Source organism: Streptomyces sp. NPDC014891 (assembly GCF_043081085.1).
Classification (GTDB): Bacteria; Actinomycetota; Actinomycetes; order Streptomycetales; family Streptomycetaceae; genus Streptomyces.
The window spans coordinates 281,393-303,130 of record NZ_JBIBWF010000009.1 but is presented as its reverse complement, the minus strand read 5'-3'; the positions used below and the strand labels follow the sequence as shown (position 1 = coordinate 303,130).

The following is a 21,738-nucleotide window of genomic DNA, read 5'->3' as shown; positions in this document are numbered from 1 at the left end:
CGGACGACCCCGGGGTCTCCCCCGGACGACTCCACCGTCCTGCCTCAACCTTGGTTGAGGTCAACCCCCGTCCCGCGTGGCAGACTTCGCGCCATGATCCCCAGCGACCTGGTCCTGCGCCCCGCGACCCGTGCCGAACTCCCCGCCGTCCTGGCGCTGCTGGCCGACGAGGACACGGTCGTGGACCCCTCCTCGGTCGACGTCACCGAGGCGTACGCGCGCGCCTTCGCGGCCATCGAGGCCGATCCGCGCAACGAGATGCTGGTCCTGACGGACGGCGGGCCGGTCCTGGGCTGCCTCCAGATCACGTACGTCCCCGGGCTCGGCCGGGGCGGCGCCGAACGGGCGCTGGTCGAGGCGGTCCGGATCAGGCCCGACCGGCGCGGCGGCGGTCTCGGCCGGGAGCTGATGGAGCGGGCGGCGGCACGCGCCCGGGAACGCGGCTGCGCGCTCGTCCAGCTGACCAGCGACAAGCGCCGGACCGACGCCCACCGCTTCTACACCTCCCTGGGGTACGCCCGCAGCCACGAGGGCTTCAAACTCCCGCTCGCCCCGGACCCGTCCGGAAGGACCTCCTAGGGGGTGTCCTGCCGATCAATGAGGTCGAGGCGGGAGCTACGACCCCAGCCGGCTTCCGTTCGGAAAACGGGGAGGCGAAGCGTCCCGCTGTCGTAGCGTAGAGGGCAGTGTTCCCAGGCTGGTCGACGGCCTCAGGGCACCCGGGGGAGGGGACTCCGGCTCATCGGGGGAACGTGTTTCAGGGGGCTGCGATGACGGACCGGGGGGACGCGCGGCGAGAGCTGGCCCGCCAGCTCCGCGATCTCGTGGAGACGGGCTATCGCAGGGACTTCACGCTCGACGGGCTCGCCACGAAGATCAGTCTTGCCCGCCACACTGTCACCCACGCACTGAACCCGCTGTCCGGCACCCGCACGTCCCGAAAGACGGTCGAAGCCTTCACCACGGCGTTCTGCGGGGATGACGCGGAGCGGACCGAACGCCTGATGCGGCTGCAGGAAAGCGCGTGGAGTCCCCCCGAGCGAGAGGCGTCGGATGTCGCCGAGGGCAGGAGGGCTGCCGATGCCCAGGAGCCCTCGCTGCGGACGGAGTTCGCCCGGCCGCCGAGTGGCCTGGCGGATGATCTGCTGGTCGCCGAATTCGCCTGTGACATCGAACTGCTCACGCGGGACTTCGTCGGCAGGAGCGGATTCGTGGAGGCCGTGGATCGGGCGATCGCCGACCCGGCGTTCCGTTCCGGCTACGTGCTGGTCACCGGTGAGCCCGGTATCGGGAAGTCTTCGCTCATGGCGCACCTGATCCGTACGAGGGGGTGGCTGCACCATTTCAACTCTGTCTCCGGCTTCTCGACGACAGAGGACTTCCTTCGCAACGTCTGCGCACAGGTGATCATCCGTTACCAGCTCGCGCACACGGTTCTGCCCTCTCGGGCCGGGCAGAACAGCACGTTCCTGCGGGGGCTGCTCAGCGACGCGGCCCGCCGACAGGAGGCACCCGTCGTGATCGCCGTGGACGCGATCGACGAGGCGTCGGACAGCGACAGGCCGCAAGGCAGCAACCGGCTCTGCCTGCCTGCTCAACTACCGGACGACGTCTACATCGTTGTCACCTCCCGGGGCCGCAACGTCTACGAGCTGGACGCGGAGAGCGTCCGTCACATCGAGATCGAGGACCGCAGCGAGGCCAATCTGGCCGATCTCTCCCTGTACGTGACCGGGTTCGTCGAACGCAATGCGGAGCGCATGGCTCCCCTCCTGCGCTCCGCGGAGAAGCGACGCGTCGATTTCACCGCCGCCTTCCTCGCCCGCAGCGACGGCAACTTCCTCTACGCGACCAGGGTTCTGCCGGAGATCGTCAGCAGAGGTCTCTCCGAGATCGATGACGTGCACGCCTTGCCGTTGGGCCTGCGGGAGTACTACAGGCGACACTGGGCCGCGATGCGGGTCGCGGATCCCGTGCTCTTCGACGAACTCCACCGTCCGGTGATCGAAGCCTTCGGCGTGCTGAACGAGACGTCGGCCCAGGTCATCGCAGACACCTGGGACCTTCCCGTCGACCGTGTACGTCGCGCGATCGGGATCTGGCGGGAGTTCCTGAACGAGGCCGGTGCCCATGCCGGCCTCCAGCGCTACCGCATCTACCACAAGTCCTTCCTCGACTTCCTGCAGTCCGAGGTGGATCTGAGTGGCACCCAGCAGCGGATGGTCGAGGACAGCATTCGACGCGTCGCGGCCGGTCGCGGCCACGGCGACCGCGACCTCGACGACCTCGACGACCTCGACGACCTCGACGACCTCGACCGCGACGATGAATGAGTTCGACGATCTCAGCGACACTCTCGTCCCGACGCTGGAAGCGCTGTCGGGGGCACGGGCGGGAAGCAACCTCGACCACCGCGTACTCGTGCGATGGCTGCGGATCACGTGCGACGGCCCGGCGGGACCGCGCATGTCCCTCCTGGACCGGCTGGAGCGCATGGGCCAGAGCAGTGCGTTGCCGGACACCCTGAACGCGGCGCTACGAGCATCCCGTCCCGACCAGGAGAGGACGGCCGTGGCAGCCCGAGTCCGCTACGCCCTGCTGCTCGCGTCGCTGCCCGGACAGGCCTCCAGTCTGCCTCCAGGGCTGCTGCCCCGCCTTCTGGACAACGGGATCTGGACGGCGGACCGTGCCAGGACGGCAACGGAGCAGATCACCGATCCCCATGTGCGGACCCGCCGGCTGGCCGAACTGGTCCGGCACTCGCCCGGCGACCACGCGTTGACAGCGGCTGTGCGGGACGCCGTGGGCCAGTGTGACCCGACGAGGGTCGGTGGACGCGAGGTCATCCTCGACGTCCTGCCGCATCTGCCCCGTCAGGAACGGGTCACGGCCATGGAACGCCTGCTGCCGGCGGCCGGCCGTGACCGTCTCGCGGCCATGCTCCTGCTCGTGTCCGAACTGGAGCCGGAGCACGCGAACGAAGCCTTCGCCTTCGTCCGCGGCGGCGATGACCTGACCGAGGACGAAGAGCACACCGCGCTGGCGCTGCTCTACCCCTCCCTGCCCCCGGAGCTCCAGGAGACCGTGCTGCCCGGCCTGCTCGCTGCGGCGGTACCGCACGCCGCCCCCGCTCCGGCTGCTGCCTTGACCGCCCTCCTGGCGCACACCGATGGTGCCGCGCACGCGTCCCTGCGTGCGTTCGTGCTTGCTCGGCACGGAACGTCCCCGCGTGCGGGGGCCTCAGCCGGGGAGCGGGTGACGGCGTCGCTGATCCGCCGTGCCGCTGTCTGCCGGTGGGTGCCGGCGGCAATCGCCGGCCTGCTGCTCGGCTGGTGGCTGGAGTCCTCCGGCCGCTCGTCCCAGGCGGAGTTCCTGCCGCTGGCGGTCGTGGCCACCGTGGACACCGGCCTGCCGGCACGGTGTGTTCGTGTCGCAGCCGTCGCATGCGCCTCGTCCGCTCCGGAGCGCTACCAGGACGTGTTCCCTTACTCCTCTCCCGCCCCCGGCGGCCGGCCGGGGCACCTCGGTGACCTGAACACGCACATCCGGGCGGTTGTCCACACCTCACCGACGTGGCTGCTGTACCTCCTGCGGCATCTGCTCCCGCGCGTGGCCGCATGGTGGGGACGCCGCGAAGGCGTCACTGCCGCGGAGGCGCGAAGCCTGGACATCCTTGCCAGGAGCGCCGTTGCCGCGGGCCCCGCAGGGGCGGACGACCTGCTCGTCCGGAGCGAAGCCGCCCATGCGAGCGGACTCCTCGAAGGCGATGTGAGAAGCGGCGTCGTCGCCGAAGCGGCGCAGAGCATGCCTGATCACGCCCTGCCCCGTGTCGCTGCGCTTCTGGAACAGCATGGCGACTTCGCCGAGGTGCTGCTGGTCGTGGCCGCTCTCCTTCCGCATCTGCGACCCGCCGACCGTGCCGGCCACGCGACCCTGCTTCGGGAACAGACAGCCGTACTGTGCAAGGGCGCCCCTGAAGTGGCGTGCGACATCCTCCGGAGAGCGGGTCCGCACCTGGGCGACGAGGCGTCAGCCGCACTGGACATCCTGTGGAGCATCGGGCGTGACGCCGATCTGCCGGGCCGAGGGACCGACTCGGACTCCTCGTCCCTGCTGTCCGACGTGGCAGACGCCTGCGTGGCCCTCCTGCCCGCGCTGCCGCCCGGCCGACTGTCACGGGCACGGGGGCTTCTGGCGCGCTGTCCGGCGAGCGCCGCCAGCGCTCAGGGGGTGGCCTGCCTCGCGGCTGGTCGGCACGCGACGCCCGAGAAGCCGCGACGATGGCAGCAGTCGTCCGTAGGCACGTTCCTGTCCCGGGCGAGAAGGACACTGTGGGCCGCTCGAGAGGCCCTGAGGTGGGTGATCACCGCTGACAGTTCGGTGGAGGTCGCTGTCTTCCTTGCCACGGTCGCGCCCGTGCTGCCGCGCCGCGCCGCCCGCCTCGCACGTGCTCAGGTCCTGCGGCTGATCACCGAAGCCTCTGACCTGACGTACGCGTCCGGCGAGAGCATCTCGGCGGCGCTCGCCGATGTGGTCAGGCAGGAGAGTGCACAGGCCGACGACGCTGTCGCCGCGGCCCGTGCGCTCGGCCCGGCGGGCCTGCGGATCCGGGTCCTCACTGCGCTCCTGCCTCACCTGCCCACGTCGGCGCAGCAGCCGGTGCTCGACGAGATCACCGGCTCCGCACTGACACGCCCCGGGCTGACCGACTACGGCCACGTCGTCGCGACCGCGCTCCTGCTGCCCTGGACCCGACCGCCGGAACCTCTCGTCGACCGGCTCACCGGCGCCGTCGACAGCTCATGGAACGCCGTCACCCGTGCCGCCACCTACGCGTCCATCGCCGAGAACGCCCCTGCCGCTCTCCGTACCCCTCTTCTTGACGAGGGGCTGAGAGCTGCGGCGATGGTGGATGATACGCCTGACCGGGTGGAGTGGCTGGGCCGCCTCGCCCGTGTGGCAGCGAGCACCCCCGGCTATCGGGGCGTGGAGGCCTGGACACTCCTCATGTGCGAGGGAGCCGGCAGGTCCCGCAGCGATCTCCTGGCCGATCTGCGGGCTCTTGCTCCGTTGGCGGCCCACGCCGGGGGACCCAAGGCCGCTGCGGCCATCTGCCGTGCCCTGCTGGACGTCCACCGGGTCTGGCCCTGAGGCGACAGACGCGCGACCGTGTGGGCCGTCCCGGTTCTCAACGGGGCAGGAACAACGCGATGACCGCCATCGCCACGGTGAACGTGCCGGCGAAGGCGCCTCCGCCGCGCAGCAGGGCGGCAGGCCACGAGTGACCGTCCGCCCTCGTCAAGGCAACGACGACCGCTGCGGCGAGGAGCGCGAGGAGCGCGGCGACGGCAAGCCAGATGACAAGCGGTACGAGGGACATGGGGACTCCTCCGATGCTTCGAGTGGAGAGTCGAGCGTCGCAACCCACCGGTGGATCGAACGGAAGAGTGCACATGGCCGTGCGGGAGGAGTGCGCAGAGTGCGCGAAGCGCACACCCGAGCCCTCACCGTCACGTGATGCGGTCCCCGCCCGCGTGGGGGGGGGACCGCATCACGGAGGGCCACCGCCCGCCGGAAGCTCCTCCAGGTTCGGCACGCAGTGTCACGGTTCCGCACAGGAGCGTCAGTCGCCGAGGTCTGCGACGAAGAGTCCGCCGACGACACCCCTAGCCGAGCAGGTGACCGCCGCCGTCCACCAGGAGCACCTCGCCGGTGATGTACGAGGAGTGGGCGAGGTCGTGGACGGCTCCCGCGATGTCCTCGGCGCGGCCGACCCGGCGCAGCGGGACGACCTCGGCGACGTGGGCCTTGGCCGCGTCGGCGCCGTCCACCCCGTCGAACCACGGGGTGTCGATGAGGCCGGGGGCGACCGCGTTGACCCGGACGTCGGGGCCGAGGGTCTTGGCGAGGAGCTTCGTCAGGTGGTTGACGGCCGCCTTGGAGACGGCGTACGGGATGGAGCTGCCGCCCGGCCGGACGCCTGCCTGGGAGGAGACATTGACGATGGCGCCGCGGGTCTTCCGCAGGTGCGGGACGGCGGCGGTGACCGTCTGCCAGACCCCGATGACGTTGACGTCGTAGAGGTGGCGCCAGACCTCGGGCGAGGCGGCTTCGAGGTCGTCGTGCGGGATGAACCGGGTGGTGCCCGCGCAGTTGACGAGGAGGTCGAGGCGGCCGAGGGTCTCCACGGTCCGTTCGACGAGGGCCGTGGCCTGGGTCTCGTCGGAGACGTCCGCCTGGAGGTAGACGGCGCCGGGCAGTTCGGCGGCGAGGCGTTCGCCCGCCTCGACGGAGCGGGCCGAGTTGACCACGACGCGGTATCCGGCCTCGGCGAGGCGGCGGGCGACGGCGGCGCCGATGCCCGAGGACGAGCCGGTGACGAGCGCGACGCGTTCGCCGTCCGTGCGGTGTGAGCTCACTGTGTGTTTCTCCCTGTCCTCCTGTCGCGCCCGTCGATCATGCCAGAGGCGCCATGTTTAAGTGACCGTGACCTTTCGGCCGAAGCAGATCTAAGTGGACCTTCACCGTGCGGTCCGCTCAGACTGCGAGGATGAGCCCTACCGCAGCCCACCCCGCACGCCCCTTCGGCCGCGCGCTCTGCGCGATGATCACCCCGTTCACCCCCGGCGGTGAGCTCGACCTCGACGAGGCGGCCGAGCTGGCGGCCCGGCTCGTCGGCGAGGGCTGCGACGGGCTGGTCCTGAACGGCACCACCGGCGAGTCGCCGACCACCACCGACGACGAGAAGACCGCCCTCGTCCGCGCCGTCCGGGAGGCCGTCGGCCCCGGACCCTCGGTCGTCGCGGGCGTCGGGACCGCCGACACCCGGCACACCGCGGAGCTCGCCGGGCGGGCCGAGGCGGCGGGCGCGGACGGCCTGCTCGTCGTCACGCCGTACTACAGCCGCCCGCAGCAGGCGGGCGTCGAGGCCCACTTCCTCAAGGTCGCGGACGCCACCCGCCTCCCGGTGATGGTCTACGACATCCCCGGCCGCACGGGCACCCGCGTCGAGCCCGCGACGCTGCGGCGGCTCGCCGGGCACCCGCGGATCGTGGCGGTCAAGGACTGCGCGTACGACCTGCTGGGCTCGGCCCGGCTGATCGCGGAGACCGGGCTCGCGTTCTACTCGGGGTGCGAGGAGCTGAACCTGCCGCTGTACGCGCTCGGCGGCGCGGGGTATGTCAGCACGGTGGCGAACGTGGCGCCCCGTCAGCTGCGCGCCGTGCTCGACGCCTTCGACGCGGGGGACACGGCGGAGGCGGCCCGGCTCAACGCCCGGCTGCTGCCGCTGGCCGAGCGGATGATGGCCGCGGGCCTGCCCGGGACGGTCGCCGTGAAGGCCCTGCTCGGCGGTCCGGTACGGGAACCGCTGCAGCCCGCCGACCGGGAGTCGGTCGACGGGCTGCGTGGTCTGTACGAGGCGCTGCTTCAGGCGGAGTCGGTCGTGTAGGTCCGGCCGAGGACGGCGGCGTGCTCCAGGACGTCCTCCAGCGGATCGTCGATCTGACCCGTGTGGAGGGAGAGGCTCGGCCCGTTGGTGACGGTGGGGCCGTTGTGGGTGTGCGTCTCGTCCGCCGCCGCCGTCCCGGCCGGCAGCAGCACCGCCACCGCCGTGAGCACTCCTGCGACCATGGGCTGCGTCCTCATGTCGACTCCTCGCCTCGTCTGCGTGCAGTGACTCTGCGTTCTGTTAACGCAGAGTCACCGGATCAGTTGTGGCTGTGGAGGATGTCGTTCAGCCCGCCCCAGACCGCGTTGTTCGGGCGGGCCTCGACGGCGCCGGTCACCGAGTTGCGGCGGAACAGGATGTTCGAGGCGCCGGAGAGGTCGCGGGCCTTCACGATCTCGCCGTCGGGCATGGTGACCCGGGTGCCGGCCGTGACGTACAGACCGGCCTCGACGACGCACTCGTCACCGAGCGCGATGCCGACGCCCGCCTCGGCGCCGATCAGGCAGCGCTCGCCGATCGAGATGACGACGTTGCCGCCGCCCGACAGGGTGCCCATGGTGGAGGCGCCGCCGCCGATGTCGGAGCCGTCGCCGACGACGACGCCGGCGGAGATCCGGCCCTCGACCATCGAGGTGCCGAGGGTGCCGGCGTTGAAGTTGACGAAGCCCTCGTGCATGACGGTGGTGCCGGCCGCGAGGTGGGCGCCGAGGCGGACGCGGTCGGCGTCGGCGATCCGGACCCCGGCGGGCGCGACGTAGTCGGTCATCCGCGGGAACTTGTCGATGCTGGTGACGGCGAGGTGCAGGCCCTCGGCGCGGGCGTTGAGACGGACCTTCTCGATGTCGTCGACGGCGACCGGACCGAGCGAGGTCCAGGCGACGTTGGCGAGCAGGCCGAAGACGCCGTCCAGGCTCTGGCCGTGCGGCTTGACCAGCCGGTGGCTGAGCAGGTGCAGACGCAGGTAGGCGTCGTGGGCGTCGAGCGGCTTCTCGTCGAGCGAGGCGATGACGGTGCGGACGGCGACCACCTCGACGCCGCGGCGGGCGTCCACGCCGAGGGCCTTGGCGGCGCCCTCGCCGAGGGCGTTGACGGCCTCGTCGGGGGTGAGCCGCTCGGTGCCGGCGGGGCCGGCCGCCTCGGTCAGCTCGGGGGCGGGGAACCAGGTGTCGAGAACGGTGCCGTCGCCGGCGATGGTGGCGAGGCCGGCGGCGACGGCGCCGGTGGTGCGAGGAGCAGTGGTGGTCATGACGGAGAACCTAACCGGCGGGGCCCCGCGCGGGCCAACCGGTCTCAGGTGTCGGTCGAGCGAATGGGCGGTTCCGACGAGCCCGGAAGGGGCCGTCTCGGTGCTTCCTTCAGGGCGGGTGCGGGCCGTCGCCCGGCTCTCGCCCCGCTCCCGCTCACGCCGGGCGCAGCACTCGCGCCAGCATCTCGCGCGCGTACTCCTCGTCGTAGGGCTCGCCGGTGAGCAGGGACTGGAGGCAGATGCCGTCCACGAGGGCGACCAGGGCGCGTGCGGTGACCGGGTCGGTGCGGCGGGAGAGGGCGCGGACCACGGTCTCGGCCCACTCGGCGGCCACGGGGCGGAGTGCGGGGCGGCGCAGGGCGGCGAGGTAGAGCTCGTACTCCAGCTCCACCTGGGCGGGTTCGCCGCTGATCCACTCCCCCATGAGGCGGGCGAGCGCGGCGGCGGTGTCGGTGTCCGGCGCGTTGAGGACGGGGTGCTCGCGGAGCAGCCGCGCGAAGTCGTCGTTGGCCTTGCGGAGGGCGGCGACGAGGAGTTCGTCGAGGGAGGCGAAGTGGTACGTGGTCGAGCCGAGCGGCACGTCCGCCTCGGCGGCCACGCTGCGGTGGCTCAGCCCGGCGATGCCGGAGCGTGCGGCGACCCGCAGGGCCGCGTCGACGATCCGGTCCCGCCGTTCGGGGTCGTGGCGGCGCGCGCGGGCCATCAGTGGGCACCGCCCAGGTTGAGGACGACGACCCCGGCGATGATGAGCGCGATCCCCGCGATCTTGGCGACGCTGAGGGTCTCGCCGAGGAAGAGGATGCCGATGGCGGCGACGGCGGCGGTGCCGACGCCCGCCCAGACGGCGTACGCGGTGCCGACCTGGAGCGTCTTGAGCGCCTGCGCGAGGAGCGCGAAGGCGACCACGTACCCGATGCCGGTGACGAGCGAGGGCCAGAGCTTGCTGAAGCCCTCGCTGTACTTCATGGAGGTGGTGGCGAGCACCTCGGCCGCGATGGCACCCGCGAGCAGTCCGTAACCCATGCGTACAAGCGTACACAGTGATGCGTACGGGCGTACACAACACTGCCCGATACGGTGTCCCGCATGACGACTCCCCCAGGGCCGCCGCCCTACGGTCCCCCAGGGCCGCCGCCGCCCCACGGCTACGGCTACCCGCCGCCGCCGAAGCCCGGCGTGATACCCCTGGCGCCGCTCTCGTTCAGCTCGATCCTGACCGGCGCCTTCGCCACCTTCGGCCGCTACTGGAAGCAGCTCCTCGGGGTGGGCGCGGCCGCCTACCTCGGCGCCCTGCTGGTCGTCGGGGCGGCGATCGGCGTCGCGTACCTGGCCGTCGGCGACGGCTTCCCCGCCGTGTTCGACCTGCCCGCGGGGCAGGAGCCGCGCTGGGACGACGTCCGCCCGCTGATCATCGCCTTCGTCTGCGTCTGGCTGGTCGCCATGGTCGTGTTCGTCGGCGCGAGCGCCCTGGTGGCGGCGGCCTGCCCGGCCGTGGTCCAGGAGGCGGTGCTCGGCCGGCCCACCTCCTTCGGTGCCCTCTGGCGCCGTTCCTGGGCCCGGGTGCCCGCCGTGCTCGGGACCGTGTTCCTCACCACCGCGGCGCTGCTGGTCCCGATGATCCTCTTCTTCGGCGCCTTCGCCGCGATGGTGGCCACGCTCGTCGCCGACCTCGGGGACCTGGACAGCGGCGCGCCGGCCTCCGACGTCTCGTTCACGATCCCCCTGCTGCTGCTCCTCGCCGCCGTGGTGGTCCTGCCGCTCGGCCTGTGGATCTGGGTGCGGTTCAGCCTGGCCCCCGCGGCCGCCGTGATGGAGGGCCAGGGTCCGGTCGCCTCGATGCGCCGCTCGGCGCACCTGGTCCGCGGCGACTGGTGGCGGGTGTTCGGCTGCCTGTTCGCCGCCGGGATCATGGCCTCCGTGGTCGGCATGCTGATCCAGCAGCTCCTGTCCGCCCTGGCCTCGGCCCCCCTGTCGTTCAGCGACTTCTCCGGCGAGGACTCGGCCGCCGTGGTGGGCTCCATGGTCGTCATCCTCACGGTGCTGATCATCGGCCAGCTGGTGAGCCAGGCGGTCGTGTCCGTCTTCCCGCCGCTGGTCACCGCGCTGCTCTACGTCGACCAGCGCATCCGCAAGGAGAACCTGGCGCCGGAGCTGGCCCGCGCCGCGGGGCTCGGCTGACGGTGCCGCAGGCCGGCCCGCAGCCGGCCCCGGACATGCGAGACGGCCGTGCCCCTCGGGGCACGGCCGTCTCGCACGCGGTGGTGTCTCAGACGTTGAAGCCGAGCGCGCGCAGCTGCTCGCGGCCGTCGTCCGTGATCTTGTCCGGACCCCACGGGGGCATCCAGACCCAGTTGATCTTCAGTTCGCTGACGATGCCGTCCGTCGCGGACTTCGCCTGGTCCTCGATCACGTCGGTCAGCGGACAGGCCGCCGACGTCAGCGTCATGTCCAGCGTCGCGATGTTCGCGTCGTCGATGTGGATGCCGTAGATCAGGCCCAGGTTGACGACGTCGATGCCCAGCTCGGGGTCGACGACGTCGTACAGCGCCTCGCGGACTTCTTCCTCGGAGGCCGGCTTCATCGTGGCCTCGGCGTTCTCGGTCATGCCGACTTCCTCTCCGCCGCGTCGCCCAGGGCCTGGGCGGTCGCGTCCTTCCACGCCATCCAGCTGAGCAGCGCGCACTTCACACGGGCCGGGTACTTGGAGACTCCGGCGAACGCGACCGCGTCCTCCAGGATCTCCTCCATGGCGTCGTCGGGCTCGATCTGGCCCTTGGACTGCATCAGCTCCAGGAAGGTGCCCTGGATCTTCTGCGCGTCCGCCAGCTCCTTGCCGACGAGCAGCTCGTTGAGGACGGACGCCGAGGCCTGGCTGATGGAGCAGCCCTGTCCCTCGTACGACACGTCCTCGATGCGCGAGCCGTCGTACTTCACGCGGAGCGTGATCTCGTCGCCGCACGTCGGGTTGACGTGGTACACCTCGGCGTCGCCGTCCCGAAGACCGCGCCCGTGCGGGTGCTTGTAGTGGTCCAGGATGACGTCCTGGTACATCGAATCCAGCTTCACGAGCCGTCCCCTAGCCGAAGAAGTTCCGTACGTGCTCCAGACCGGCGACCAGGGCGTCGACCTCGGCCGGGGTGGAGTACAGATAGAACGACGCCCGCGTGGTCGCAGGAATTCCGTACCGCAGGCAGACCGGCCGCGCGCAGTGGTGGCCGACCCGGACCGCGATGCCCTCCTCGTCGAGGACCTGGCCCACGTCGTGCGGGTGGATGTCGCCCAGCGTGAAGGAGATCGCCGCGCCGCGGTCCTCGGCCGTGGTGGGGCCGATGATCCGCAGGTCCGGAACCTCCTGGAGGCGCCGGACGGCGTACTCGGTGATCGCGTGCTCGTGGCGCGCGATGTTCTCCATGCCGATCGCCGAGAGGTAGTCCACGGCCGCGCCGAGGCCGACGGCCTGGGCGATCGGGGGCGTACCCGCCTCGAACTTGTGCGGCGCCGGGGCGTACGTCGAGGAGTGCATCGAGACGGTCTCGATCATCTCGCCGCCGCCCAGGAAGGGCGGCAGGTCCTCGAGCAGCTCCTGGCGGCCCCAGAGGACGCCGATGCCCGTCGGGCCGCACATCTTGTGGCCGGTGAAGGCCACGAAGTCGGCCTGGAGCGCCTGCACGTCCAGGACCATGTGCGGGGCCGCCTGGGAGGCGTCGATGCAGACGAGCGCACCGACCTCCTGGGCGCGACGGATGATCGTCTCGACCGGGTTCACCGTGCCCAGCAGGTTCGAGACCAGCGTGAACGAGACGATCTTGGTCTTCTCGGTGATGACCTCTTCGATGTTCGAGAGGTCGAGACGGCCGTCGTCGGTGAGGCCGAACCACTTCAGCTTCGCGCCCGTGCGCTGCGAGAGCAGCTGCCACGGCACGATGTTGGAGTGGTGCTCCATCTCCGTGATGGCGATCTCGGTCTCGTGGTCCACGCGGTAGGGCTCGTCGGCCCAGCCCAGCATGTTCGCCACCAGGTTGAGCGACTCCGAGGCGTTCTTGGTGAAGATCACCTCGTCGCGGCTCGGGGCGTTGATGAAGGCCGCGACCTTGTCACGGGCGCCTTCGTACAGCGCCGTGGCCTCCTCGGCGACCGTGTAGACGCCGCGGTGGACGTTGGCGTTGTGGCGCTCGTAGTACGTGTTGAGCGCGTCGAGGACCTGCCGCGGCTTCTGCGAGGTCGCCGCGGAGTCGAGGTACACGATCTTCTTGCCGTCGTGGACCACGCGATCCAGGAGCGGGAAGTCCTTGCGGATCGCCTCGGTGTCGAGGAGGCCGGAGAGCCCCTGATGGGCAGAAGTCACGCGGACGCGCCCCCCTTCACGTACTTGTCGTAGCCCTCGTTCTCCAGCTGGTCGGCGAGCTCGGCGCCACCGGACTCGGCGATGCGGCCGTTCGCGAAGACGTGCACGAAGTCGGGCTTGATGTAGCGGAGGATCCGCGTGTAGTGGGTGATCAGCAGGGTGCCGACCTCACCGGTCTCGCGGACCCGGTTGACGCCCTCGGAGACGACGCGCAGGGCGTCGACGTCGAGGCCGGAGTCGGTCTCGTCGAGGATCGCGATCTTCGGCTTGAGGAGCTCCAGCTGGAGGATCTCGTGGCGCTTCTTCTCACCGCCGGAGAAGCCCTCGTTGACGTTGCGCTCGGCGAAGGCCGGGTCCATCTGGAGCTGCTCCATCGCGGACTTGACCTCCTTCACCCAGGTGCGCAGCTTGGGCGCCTCGCCGCGGACGGCGGTGGCGGAGGTGCGCAGGAAGTTGGAGACCGAGACGCCGGGGACCTCGACCGGGTACTGCATGGCGAGGAAGACGCCGGCGCGGGCGCGCTCGTCGACCGACATCTCCAGGACGTCCTCACCGTCGAGGGTGACGGTGCCGCCGGTGACCGTGTACTTCGGGTGGCCGGCGAGGGAGTAGGCCAGGGTCGACTTGCCGGAGCCGTTGGGGCCCATGACGGCGTGGGTCTCGCCCTGCTTGATGGTCAGGTCGACACCCTTGAGGATCTCGCGGGGGCCGTTCTCCGCGTCGACGGAGACGTGCAGGTCGTGGATTTCAAGCGTTGCCATGGGTGACTCAGGACTCCTGGGTGACGGAGACGAGCACATCGTCCCCTTCGATCTTTACGGGGTATACGGGGACGGGGCGCGTCGCGGGAAGGCCGGAGGGCTTGCCGGTGCGGAGGTCGAAGCTGGAGCCGTGCAGCCAGCACTCGATGGCGCAGTCCTCGACCTCGCCCTCCGAGAGGGAGACGTTCGCGTGCGAGCAGATGTCGTTGATCGCGAACACCTCGCCCTCGGTCTGCACGACCGACACCGGCGTGCCGTCGACCTCGACCCGCTTGGGGGTGTCGGTCTCCAGCTCGCTCAGCGCGCAGACTCGGACGAAGGCCATCAGACGGAGGCCTCCAGCTCGGCCTCGATCTTGGCCAGGAGGCGCTCCTCGACGTCCGGCAGACCGATCTGCTGGACGAGCTCCGCGAAGAAGCCGCGGACGACGAGGCGGCGGGCCTCGGCCTGCGGGATGCCGCGGGACATCAGGTAGAAGAGCTGCTCGTCGTCGAAGCGACCGGTGGCCGAGGCGTGACCGGCGCCGGCGATCTCGCCGGTCTCGATCTCCAGGTTCGGCACGGAGTCGACCCGGGCGCCGTCCGTGAGGACCAGGTTCCGGTTGAGCTCGTAGGTGTCCGTGCCCTCGGCCGCGGCCTGGATCAGGACGTCCCCGATCCAGACGGCGTGCGCGTCCTGGCCCTGCAGCGCGCCCTTGTAGGCCACGTTGGACTTGCAGTGCGGGGTGTTGTGGTCGACCAGGAGGCGGTGCTCCTGGTGCTGGCCCGCGTCGGTGAAGTACAGACCGAACAGCTCGGCCTCGCCGCCGGGCGCCGCGTACTGGACGCGCGGGTGGATGCGGACGACGTCGCCGCCGAAGGTGACGACGACGGACTTGAAGGAGGCGTCGCGGCCGACCAGGGCGTTGTGCTGGGCGACGTGGACGGCCTTGTCGTCCCAGTCCTGGACGGAGACCACGGTCAGCTTGGCGCCGTCGCCGAGGACGTAGTCGACGTTGGCGGCGAGCACCGCGTCGCCGGAGTGGTCCAGGACCACGACGGCCTCGGCGAAGGCGCCGAGCTCGATGACCTGGTGGCCGAAGGCGACGCCGCCCTCACCGTGCACGGTGACGCGGATCGGCTCGGTGAGGACCGCCTCCTTGGCCACGGTGACGACCGAGGCCTTCTCGAAGGAGGAGTAGGCCTGGGCCGCGACGCGGTCGACGGGGGTGCCGGCCTTGCCGAGGCGCTGGTCCTCGCGTCCGACGGTCTCCACGGTGACGCCCTCGGGGGCCTCGATCACGACCTTGACGCCCTCGCCGGAGGCGACGGCGGTGCCGTCGTGCAGGCCGCGGAGGCGGGCGAGCGGGGTGAACCGCCACTCCTCCTCGCGTCCGTGCGGGACGGGGAAGTCCGCGACGTCGAAGGACGGGGGCGCGCTCATGCGCGTGGCGACGGTGGACTCGGCGGCCACCGCGATCGAGCCCGCGGTGGTGGAGCCCGCGGGGATGTTCTGAGCCTCAGCCATGGCTGTTGGGTTGCTCTCTTCCTGCGTCAAAGAAATCAGTCGCTGCGTTCGGTGGGGCGGGTGGGGCGTCAGCCCACCGAGCCCTCCATCTGCAGCTCGATCAGCCGGTTGAGCTCCAGGGCGTACTCCATCGGGAGTTCCTTGGCGATGGGCTCGACGAAGCCGCGGACGATCATCGCCATGGCCTCGAACTCGGTGAGGCCGCGGCTCATCAGGTAGAAGAGCTGGTCCTCGGAGACCTTGGAGACGGTGGCCTCGTGGCCCATGGAGACGTCGTCCTCGCGCACGTCCACGTAGGGGTACGTGTCCGAGCGGGAGATCGTGTCGACGAGCAGCGCGTCGCAGAGCACGTTGGACTTGGCGCCCGGGGCACCCTCGCCGATCTCGATGAGACCGCGGTAGGAGGTGCGGCCGCCGCCTCGCGCCACCGACTTGGAGACGATGTTGGAGGAGGTGTTCGGGGCCATGTGGACCATCTTGGCGCCGGCGTCCTGGTGCTGGCCCTCGCCCGCGAAGGCGATGGAGAGGGTCTCGCCCTTGGCGTGCTCGCCCATCAGGTAGACGGCCGGGTACTTCATGGTGACCTTGGAGCCGATGTTGCCGTCGACCCACTCCATGGTGGCGCCCTCGTAGGCGACGGCGCGCTTGGTCACCAGGTTGTAGACGTTGTTCGACCAGTTCTGGATGGTCGTGTAGCGGCAGCGGCCGCCCTTCTTCACGATGATCTCGACGACGGCGCTGTGCAGCGAGTCCGAGGAGTAGATCGGGGCGGTGCAGCCCTCGACGTAGTGGACGTAGGCGTCCTCGTCGACGATGATCAGCGTCCGCTCGAACTGGCCCATGTTCTCCGTGTTGATGCGGAAGTAGGCCTGGAGCGGGATCTCGACGTGCACGCCCTTGGGCACGTAGATGAACGATCCGCCGGACCAGACGGCGGTGTTCAGGGAGGCGAACTTGTTGTCGCCGACCGGGATGACGGTGCCGAAGTACTCGCGGAAGAGCTCCTCGTGCTCCTTCAGCGCCGTGTCGGTGTCGACGAAGATGACGCCCTGCTCCTCCAGGTCCTCGCGGATCTGGTGGTAGACGACCTCGGACTCGTACTGGGCGGCGACGCCGGCGACGAGGCGCTGCTTCTCCGCCTCGGGGATGCCGAGCTTGTCGTACGTGTTCTTGATGTCCTCCGGCAGTTCCTCCCAGGAGGCGGCCTGCTTCTCGGTGGAGCGCACGAAGTACTTGATGTTGTCGAAGTCGATGCCGGAGAGGTCCGAGCCCCAGGTCGGCATGGGCTTCTTGTCGAAGAGGCGCAGACCCTTGAGACGCAGCTTCAGCATCCACTCGGGCTCGTTCTTCTTCGAGGAGATGTCGCGGACGACGGCCTCGTTCAGACCGCGCGTGGCGGCGGCACCGGCGACGTCGGAGTCGGCCCAGCCGTACTCGTACCGACCCAGGCCCTCGAGCTCGGGGTGGCTGATCTCGGTGGTCATGCGGGGTTCCTCCCGGCCGTGCTTGCGGATGCTGATTCGGTGGTCTGTGGGGCGCTGTGCGGGATGAACGTGGTGCAGACGCCGTCACCATGCGCGATGGTGGCCAGACGCTGGACGTGCGTTCCCAGGAGGCGGGAGAAGAACTCCGTCTCCGCCTCGCACAGCTGTGGGTACTGCTCGGCGACGTGGGCTACCGGGCAGTGGTGCTGGCAGAGCTGCTCGCCGACCGGCGCGTTCCGCGCAGTGGCAGCGTACCCGTCCGCGGTCAGGGCCTTGGCAAGCGCCTCGGTGCGCTGGTCGGGATCCGCCGCCTCGACGGCCTCCCGGTAGGCACCGGCCTGGGCCTCGATCCGGTCGCGGGCGAAGGCGGCCACGGCCGCCTCGCCGCCGGCGTTGCGCTCGATCCACTGGAGCGCCTCGACCGCGAGCGAGTCGTACGACTGGTCGAAGGCGTCCCGGCCGCAGTCGGTGAGCGCGAAGACCTTCGCGGGGCGGCCGCGGGCGCGGGCGCCGTAGACGCGCTGCTCGCGGGCCTCCACGACGTTGTCGGCGACGAGCGAGTCGAGGTGGCGGCGGACGGCGGCCTGCGTCAGGCGGAGCCGCCCGGCCAGATCGGCGACGGTCGACGGCCCGTGGTCCAGGATCGACCGCGCGACCCGGTTGCGCGTCGAGCGCTCTCGGGTCGCGAGTTCCTCCACGGGAGCCGCGCCAACGTTTTTCACAACGCCATTGTTGCGTAATTAATCTCGGACTGACAAGCGGCGCAGGACCCGGTGGCGGTGCCGTGCGTCACTCAGGTAAGGCTTACCTGACCTGCGGAAACGATCATTCGTAGGATGAATGAACGGTCCCGGTACGACCGCCCTGCGGCCGCGTCCGCGCAGGCCACGAGGGGGTCGCGGGCACCGGCACCCGGCCGCGGACCGCCCGCCCGGGAACCGGGACCCGCGCCGGGAGGACCTCCGGACCCTCTCTAGACTTCCCGTCATGCGAAACGAGTCCGTCGGGTCCGTCGTCCAGGTCCGTGGCCTGGTCAAGCGGTACGGCAACAAGACCGCCGTCGACGGCCTCGACCTCGACGTGCGGTCCGGCACCGTGACCGCCGTCCTCGGGCCCAACGGGGCGGGGAAGACCACCACCATCGAGACCTGCGAGGGCTACCGGAGGGCCGACGCCGGCACCGTGCGCGTCCTCGGCCTCGACCCGGTCGCCGACGCCGCCGCCCTGCGTCCCCGGATCGGCGTCATGCTCCAGTCCGGCGGCGTCTACTCCGGAGCCCGCGCCGACGAGATGCTCCGCCACATGGCGAAGCTGCACGCCCACCCCCTGGACGTGGACGCGCTGATCGAGCGTCTCGGCCTCGGCTCCTGCGGCCGGACCGCCTACCGGCGCCTCTCCGGCGGCCAGCAGCAGCGCCTCGCGCTCGCCATGGCCGTCGTCGGCCGTCCCGAGCTCGTCTTCCTGGACGAGCCGACCGCCGGGCTCGACCCGCAGGCCCGCCGCGCCACCTGGGACCTGGTGCGCGAGCTGCGCGCCGACGGGGTGACCGTCGTCCTCACCACGCACTTCATGCAGGAGGCCGAGGAGCTCGCCGACGACGTCGCCATCGTCGACGCCGGCCGGGTCGCCGCCCAGGGCAGCCCCGAGCAGCTCTGCCGCGGCGGGGCCGAGAACACCCTGCGCTTCACCGGGCGCCCCGGACTCGACCTGGGCTCCCTGCTCAAGGCCCTGCCCGACGGCACGTCCGCGGCGGAGCCGCTCCCGGGCACGTACCGGATCACCGGCGACGTGGACCCGCAGCTGCTGGCCACGGTCACCAGCTGGTGCGCCCAGCACGGCGTCATGCCCGACGGCATCTCCGTCGAGCGCCACACCCTCGAGGACGTCTTCCTCGAACTGACGGGCAAGGAACTGCGGTCGTGAGCACTGGTTCGGTCGTGAACAGCGGTACGTACGCCCCCCGGCCGGGCGCCGCCCCCGTCGGCCGGATGATCGCGGCGCAGACGGCCCTGGAGACCCGGATGCTCCTGCGCAACGGCGAGCAGCTGCTGCTCACCGTGATCATCCCGTCGCTGCTCCTGGTCCTCTTCTCCACCGTCGACATCGTGGACACCGGCGCGGACGAGGCGGTCGACTTCCTCGCCCCGGGCGTCCTCGCCCTCGCCGTCCTGTCGACCGCCTTCACCGGCCAGGCCATCGCGACCGGGTTCGAGCGGCGCTACGGGGTGCTCAAGCGCCTCGGCGCCTCGCCGCTCCCCCGCTGGGCGCTGATGACCGCCAAGACGCTGGCCGTGCTGGTCACCGAGGTCCTCCAGGTCGCCCTCCTGACGGCGATCGCCCTGGGGCTCGGCTGGTCCCCGCACGGCGACCCGTTCTCCGTGCTGCTCCTGCTGGTGCTCGGCACGGCCGCGTTCTCCGGCCTCGGCCTGCTGATGGCGGGCACCCTGCGGGCGGAGGCCACCCTGGCCGCCGCCAACCTGGTCTTCCTGCTGCTCCTGGTGGGCGGCGGCGTCATCGTCCCGCTGGCGGAGTTCCCGGAGGCCGCCCGCTCGGTCCTGGAGCTGCTGCCGATCTCCGCCCTCTCCGACGGCCTGCGCGCCGTCCTCCAGGACGGCGCGTCCCTGCCCTGGGGCGACGCGCTGACCCTCGCCGTCTGGGCCGTCCTCGGCCTCGGCGCGGCGGCCAGGTTCTTCCGCTGGGAGTAGCGGAGAGGCCCCAGAGGGTGACGTTTCCCGACAAGGCACCCCTCGTGAAAGCGTGCACAAGCCCCCGCCTACGATAGGGCCCGTGTTGACCCCCCTCGCCCTCATCGCCAGGCGCTGGACCCCGTCCCCCCGGACGCTCCGGCGCGCCGCGCTCTCCGCCGTCGTGATGAGCGTGCTGATCATCGTCACCGGCGGCGCGGTCCGGCTGACCGGTTCCGGTCTCGGCTGCGACACCTGGCCGAAGTGCACCGACGACAGCCTGATCGTGACGCCCGAGCAGGGCTACCGCGGCGTGATCGAGTTCGGCAACCGGATGCTGACCTACGTCCTGTCGGCCGCGGTCGGCTGGGCGATCATCGCCGCCCGGTCCACCAAGCCGTGGCGCCGCGGACTCACCCGCCTCGGCTGGGCCCAGTTCTGGATCGTGATGAGCAACGCCGTCATCGGCGGCATCACGGTGTGGCTGGGCCTCAACCCGTGGTCGGTCGCCGGCCACTTCCTCGCCGCCAACGCACTGCTGACCGTCGCGGTCGTCACCTGGCACCGCACCGGCGAGGGCGACACCGCCCCCCGCCCGCGCGTGCCGCGTCCCGTGCGCAGGCTCTCCTGGGCGATCACCCTCTCCTCGGGCCTGCTGATCGCGCTCGGCACGACGGTGACCGGCGCCGGGAAGCACGCCGGTGACAGCAGCGACGTGCCGCGGATGCCCTGGGACTGGACGGACGCGGCGCACCTGCACGCCATCGCCGCCTGGGTGGTCTGCGCCCTGGCCCTCGCGATGTGGCTGGTCCTGCGCGTGGTGGACGCCCCCCTGGACACCCGGGCCCGCGCCCGCGACCTGCTGATCGTGCTGCTCGCCCAGGGCGCCATCGGCTACGTGCAGTACTTCACCGGGGTCCCCGAGCTCCTGGTGGCCGTCCACATGCTCGGCTCGTCCCTGATGTGGATCGCGGTCCTGCGGCTGGCCCTGAGCATGCGCGAGCGCCCGGCCCCCGCCCCGGAGATCCCGGCCCAGGCCGACCCCGAGCTCGCGACCGCCTGAGCGTTCGCGGCGCCCGCCCGGTCCTCGCCGCGCCGGCCCCGGGCTCACGCCAGCCGGTAGACCCGTCGCGCGTTCCCCGCCGCGATCATCGTGGCGACGCGCTGGGCGTCCGTACGGGACCAGGCGCCGTCCATCACCCATTCGCCGAGCACCCGGCCGAGGGCGGCGCGGAACACGCTGGCGGCGACCACGTGGAGTTCGGGCAGGCCGTGGGCGCCGCTGGAGAACAGCAGCTTGCCGAACGGGGCCCGCTCCAGCACCTCGGCGAGCACGGCCGCGGCGCGCGCGCCGGTGTGCGCGAGGACGGGGCCCAGGTCGGCGTGGACGTGGGGGTGCACGGCGGTCAGGTGCGCGGCGGCGCGGTGGTACGGGTAGGAGTGGAGCAGCACCAGGTCGGTGCCGAGACCCGCGGTGGCGGCGGCGAACCCTGCGACGCCGGCGGGGTCCCGGTCCCCGGTGTGCAACTGGAGGGGGCGGCCGGCGGTCACCGCGATCCAGAGCAGGTGGCGCAGGAGGACGGGGTCGGTGAGCCGGCCGCCGGCCGGGCGTCCCGCGAGCCAGCGCCCGGCGGCCCCGCGCACCTCTCCGGGCCCCGGCGGCTCGGGCGCGTGCGCGAGTCCCCGGCGGACCCCCGCCGCGGAGGCGAAGGCCACCGCGTGCACGGCGGCCCCGTGGACCGCCTCGGCGAGGTTGGCGAGGAAGGCCTCGACCGTCCCCGAGGTGTCGGCGACCTGTTCCGCGAGCGGTTCGAGGCGGACGATCTCGTGGGCCTCGGCGGCCCCGGCGGCTCCGAGTTCGGCCGGTCCCGTGAGGTCGTCCGGGACCCCGGTGTCGACGAGGTAGGTGGCGATCCCGGAGGCGCGCAGCAGCCGTCGGCCCGCCTCGGCCGCGCCCAGCTCGCGGCGGCGCGCCAGGTAGCGGGCGGGCGGGCAGTGGGCGTCGAGGCCGAGCAGCGGCGGGCACCAGCGGCGCACGGCGAAGCCGGTCTGGGTGTCGAAGAAGGTGGTGCCCGCGGCGGGCAGCGCACCGCTCCCGCCGAGCTGGGCGCCGAGGTGGGCCTCGAAGGTGCCGAGGCCGAGCTCCGTTCGGATCACCCCGTGGCAGTACTGGTCCACCAGGCTCGGCGTGTCGATCATCTCGGGGGGCTCCCTGCGTGGCCGTGTCGCTTCTCCACACGTCCTAACGGGTGAGCCCCGCGC

Annotated in this window: 22 protein-coding genes; 7 read left to right on the top strand and 15 right to left on the bottom strand. The window is 71.5% G+C overall.

What is annotated here, in order from left to right; all coding sequences use genetic code 11:
* The first annotated feature begins 93 nt into the window (after nucleotides 1–93).
* On the top strand, nucleotides 94–579 hold the full coding sequence (locus ACF09E_RS25945; protein WP_392207455.1) for a GNAT family N-acetyltransferase: 486 nt from the start codon (nucleotides 94–96) through the stop codon (nucleotides 577–579).
* A gap of 191 nt (nucleotides 580–770) precedes the next feature.
* The gene (locus ACF09E_RS25940; protein ID WP_392207453.1) at nucleotides 771–2,333 is read left to right on the top strand and encodes an ATP-binding protein; all 1,563 of its coding nucleotides are present in this window, start codon (nucleotides 771–773) and stop codon (nucleotides 2,331–2,333) included.
* 2,855 nt (nucleotides 2,334–5,188) lie between these two features.
* On the opposite strand, the gene ACF09E_RS25935 is transcribed toward ACF09E_RS25940, so the two are convergent.
* Both ACF09E_RS25935 and ACF09E_RS25930 read right to left on the bottom strand, forming a co-directional pair.
* A complete protein-coding gene (locus ACF09E_RS25935) occupies nucleotides 5,189–5,380 on the bottom strand; it encodes a hypothetical protein (RefSeq protein WP_392207451.1) in 192 nt (63 codons plus the stop codon).
* 286 nt (nucleotides 5,381–5,666) lie between these two features.
* Nucleotides 5,667–6,419 carry an SDR family NAD(P)-dependent oxidoreductase gene (locus ACF09E_RS25930; protein WP_392207449.1) on the bottom strand — a complete coding sequence of 251 codons (753 nt, stop codon included), beginning with the start codon at nucleotides 6,417–6,419 and terminating at the stop codon, nucleotides 5,667–5,669.
* 131 nt (nucleotides 6,420–6,550) lie between these two features.
* Between ACF09E_RS25930 and dapA the strand changes: the two genes are divergently transcribed.
* The gene (dapA, locus tag ACF09E_RS25925) at nucleotides 6,551–7,450 is read left to right on the top strand and encodes a 4-hydroxy-tetrahydrodipicolinate synthase (RefSeq protein ID WP_392207447.1); all 900 of its coding nucleotides are present in this window, start codon (nucleotides 6,551–6,553) and stop codon (nucleotides 7,448–7,450) included.
* On the opposite strand, the gene ACF09E_RS25920 is transcribed toward dapA, so the two are convergent.
* From ACF09E_RS25920 to ACF09E_RS25905, 4 genes are all read right to left on the bottom strand, one after another.
* Nucleotides 7,429–7,647 (bottom strand): hypothetical protein, encoded by a 219-nt coding sequence (locus tag ACF09E_RS25920; RefSeq protein ID WP_266964749.1) that lies wholly within the window; start codon nucleotides 7,645–7,647, stop codon nucleotides 7,429–7,431. The genes dapA and ACF09E_RS25920 overlap by 22 nt on opposite strands.
* 62 nt (nucleotides 7,648–7,709) lie before the next feature.
* A complete protein-coding gene (gene dapD, locus ACF09E_RS25915; protein WP_361848658.1) occupies nucleotides 7,710–8,696 on the bottom strand; it encodes a 2,3,4,5-tetrahydropyridine-2,6-dicarboxylate N-succinyltransferase in 987 nt (328 codons plus the stop codon).
* Between the two features lie 154 nt (nucleotides 8,697–8,850).
* On the bottom strand, nucleotides 8,851–9,399 hold the full coding sequence (locus ACF09E_RS25910) for a TetR/AcrR family transcriptional regulator (RefSeq protein ID WP_392207445.1): 549 nt from the start codon (nucleotides 9,397–9,399) through the stop codon (nucleotides 8,851–8,853).
* Nucleotides 9,399–9,719 (bottom strand): DMT family transporter, encoded by a 321-nt coding sequence (locus ACF09E_RS25905; RefSeq protein WP_392207443.1) that lies wholly within the window; start codon nucleotides 9,717–9,719, stop codon nucleotides 9,399–9,401. Before ACF09E_RS25905 ends, ACF09E_RS25910 begins: the two co-directional genes overlap by 1 nt.
* Before the next feature lie 63 nt (nucleotides 9,720–9,782).
* Between ACF09E_RS25905 and ACF09E_RS25900 the strand changes: the two genes are divergently transcribed.
* The gene (locus ACF09E_RS25900; protein WP_392207441.1) at nucleotides 9,783–10,874 is read left to right on the top strand and encodes an oxidoreductase; all 1,092 of its coding nucleotides are present in this window, start codon (nucleotides 9,783–9,785) and stop codon (nucleotides 10,872–10,874) included.
* Nucleotides 10,875–10,962: 88 nt separating this feature from the next.
* Here ACF09E_RS25900 and ACF09E_RS25895 read toward each other — a convergent pair whose 3' ends face one another.
* The 8 genes from ACF09E_RS25895 to ACF09E_RS25860 form a co-directional block, all read right to left on the bottom strand.
* Nucleotides 10,963–11,301, bottom strand: a complete 339-nt coding sequence (locus ACF09E_RS25895) for a metal-sulfur cluster assembly factor (RefSeq protein WP_073917183.1) — start codon at nucleotides 11,299–11,301, stop codon at nucleotides 10,963–10,965.
* Nucleotides 11,298–11,762 carry a Fe-S cluster assembly sulfur transfer protein SufU gene (sufU, locus tag ACF09E_RS25890; RefSeq protein ID WP_392207440.1) on the bottom strand — a complete coding sequence of 155 codons (465 nt, stop codon included), beginning with the start codon at nucleotides 11,760–11,762 and terminating at the stop codon, nucleotides 11,298–11,300. Before sufU ends, ACF09E_RS25895 begins: the two co-directional genes overlap by 4 nt.
* Nucleotides 11,763–11,772: 10 nt before the next feature.
* On the bottom strand, nucleotides 11,773–13,041 hold the full coding sequence (locus tag ACF09E_RS25885; RefSeq protein ID WP_030322528.1) for a cysteine desulfurase: 1,269 nt from the start codon (nucleotides 13,039–13,041) through the stop codon (nucleotides 11,773–11,775).
* Nucleotides 13,038–13,802 (bottom strand): Fe-S cluster assembly ATPase SufC, encoded by a 765-nt coding sequence (sufC, locus tag ACF09E_RS25880; protein WP_148004618.1) that lies wholly within the window; start codon nucleotides 13,800–13,802, stop codon nucleotides 13,038–13,040. Before sufC ends, ACF09E_RS25885 begins: the two co-directional genes overlap by 4 nt.
* Before the next feature lie 7 nt (nucleotides 13,803–13,809).
* Complete coding sequence (locus tag ACF09E_RS25875) at nucleotides 13,810–14,127, bottom strand: bifunctional 3-phenylpropionate/cinnamic acid dioxygenase ferredoxin subunit (RefSeq protein WP_392207438.1); 318 nt, start codon at nucleotides 14,125–14,127, stop codon at nucleotides 13,810–13,812.
* Nucleotides 14,127–15,308: a Fe-S cluster assembly protein SufD gene (sufD, locus tag ACF09E_RS25870; RefSeq protein ID WP_392207436.1), complete on the bottom strand. Its 1,182-nt coding sequence runs from the start codon at nucleotides 15,306–15,308 to the stop codon at nucleotides 14,127–14,129. Before sufD ends, ACF09E_RS25875 begins: the two co-directional genes overlap by 1 nt.
* Nucleotides 15,309–15,376: 68 nt before the next feature.
* A complete protein-coding gene (gene sufB, locus ACF09E_RS25865) occupies nucleotides 15,377–16,792 on the bottom strand; it encodes a Fe-S cluster assembly protein SufB (protein WP_392207434.1) in 1,416 nt (471 codons plus the stop codon).
* The gene (locus ACF09E_RS25860; RefSeq protein ID WP_361859319.1) at nucleotides 16,789–17,514 is read right to left on the bottom strand and encodes a metalloregulator ArsR/SmtB family transcription factor; all 726 of its coding nucleotides are present in this window, start codon (nucleotides 17,512–17,514) and stop codon (nucleotides 16,789–16,791) included. Before ACF09E_RS25860 ends, sufB begins: the two co-directional genes overlap by 4 nt.
* A gap of 265 nt (nucleotides 17,515–17,779) precedes the next feature.
* On the opposite strand from ACF09E_RS25860, the gene ACF09E_RS25855 reads away from it, so the two are divergent.
* From ACF09E_RS25855 to ACF09E_RS25845, 3 genes are all read left to right on the top strand, one after another.
* Nucleotides 17,780–18,715 (top strand): ABC transporter ATP-binding protein, encoded by a 936-nt coding sequence (locus ACF09E_RS25855; protein WP_388802578.1) that lies wholly within the window; start codon nucleotides 17,780–17,782, stop codon nucleotides 18,713–18,715.
* 14 nt (nucleotides 18,716–18,729) lie between these two features.
* Nucleotides 18,730–19,497 carry an ABC transporter permease gene (locus ACF09E_RS25850; RefSeq protein ID WP_392207630.1) on the top strand — a complete coding sequence of 256 codons (768 nt, stop codon included), beginning with the start codon at nucleotides 18,730–18,732 and terminating at the stop codon, nucleotides 19,495–19,497.
* A 73-nt stretch (nucleotides 19,498–19,570) separates the two neighbouring features.
* On the top strand, nucleotides 19,571–20,539 hold the full coding sequence (locus ACF09E_RS25845) for a heme A synthase (protein ID WP_392207628.1): 969 nt from the start codon (nucleotides 19,571–19,573) through the stop codon (nucleotides 20,537–20,539).
* Nucleotides 20,540–20,583: 44 nt separating this feature from the next.
* Here ACF09E_RS25845 and ACF09E_RS25840 read toward each other — a convergent pair whose 3' ends face one another.
* Entirely contained in the window at nucleotides 20,584–21,675 is a 1,092-nt protein-coding gene (locus ACF09E_RS25840) for an amidohydrolase (protein WP_392207432.1), read from the bottom strand.
* Nucleotides 21,676–21,738: the final 63 nt, after the last annotated feature.